Consider the following 624-nt stretch of genomic DNA (forward strand, 5'->3'; position numbering starts at 1 on the left):
TGCGGCCCACTTCAGAGCAGAGTACCTGGGCGCCCTTGGACAAATGCTCATGCACGGAGCGATACGCCTGGGTCATATCGTTGACCAGATCAGCGGTCTGCAGAAAATGATCGTCTACCTTGTCCCGATAATGATTCAGTGCCTGACGGGCCTCGTCACGGTCACGAATCAGTTGGCCGGCTTGCCGCCGTGCCGGTAACAACCAGAAAAGCAGTCCTGCACCTACCACCACGCCGGCAGCAAAGCACAGCACCCCAGTTGTCAGCATATCCATGGCATACTCCTGTAAGGTATCGCCAAGACGCTGGCGATAACGCTGAGGCTATTGCAGCACAGAGCTGCTCAGCCGCCAAGGGTGAAAGGCGTAACAGGATGCGATAGGAGTAGAAAATGGCAGCACAACGGCAAACCTTATCCGGTCCAGCCGGGCAGCTGGAGGTCGTCGTGGAACAGGGTAGTGATACGCCGCCGTTTGTGGCCATTGTTTGCCACCCCCACCCCCTGTTTGGTGGCACCATGGACAACAAGGTGGTGACAACCCTGGCTCGGCTGGCCCGGGATAAAGGGGCCGTGGTGGTGCGCTTCAATTTCCGGGGTGTGGGTGAAAGCCAGGGGGCCTATAGT

General features: G+C 58.3%; 2 protein-coding genes. One reads left to right on the forward strand and one right to left on the reverse strand.

The features are described from left to right. Positions 1-274: YhcB family protein (locus A3730_RS06810; protein WP_156501006.1), on the reverse strand; the 274-nt coding region annotated here is incomplete at its 3' end. Between the two features lie 116 nt (positions 275-390). On the opposite strand from A3730_RS06810, the gene A3730_RS06815 reads away from it, so the two are divergent. Next, positions 391-624, forward strand: a 234-nt coding sequence (locus tag A3730_RS06815) for an alpha/beta hydrolase (RefSeq protein ID WP_369819047.1), incomplete at its 3' end; no start/stop codon positions are given.

The sequence above is a fragment of the Alcanivorax sp. HI0044 genome, from assembly GCF_001634945.1.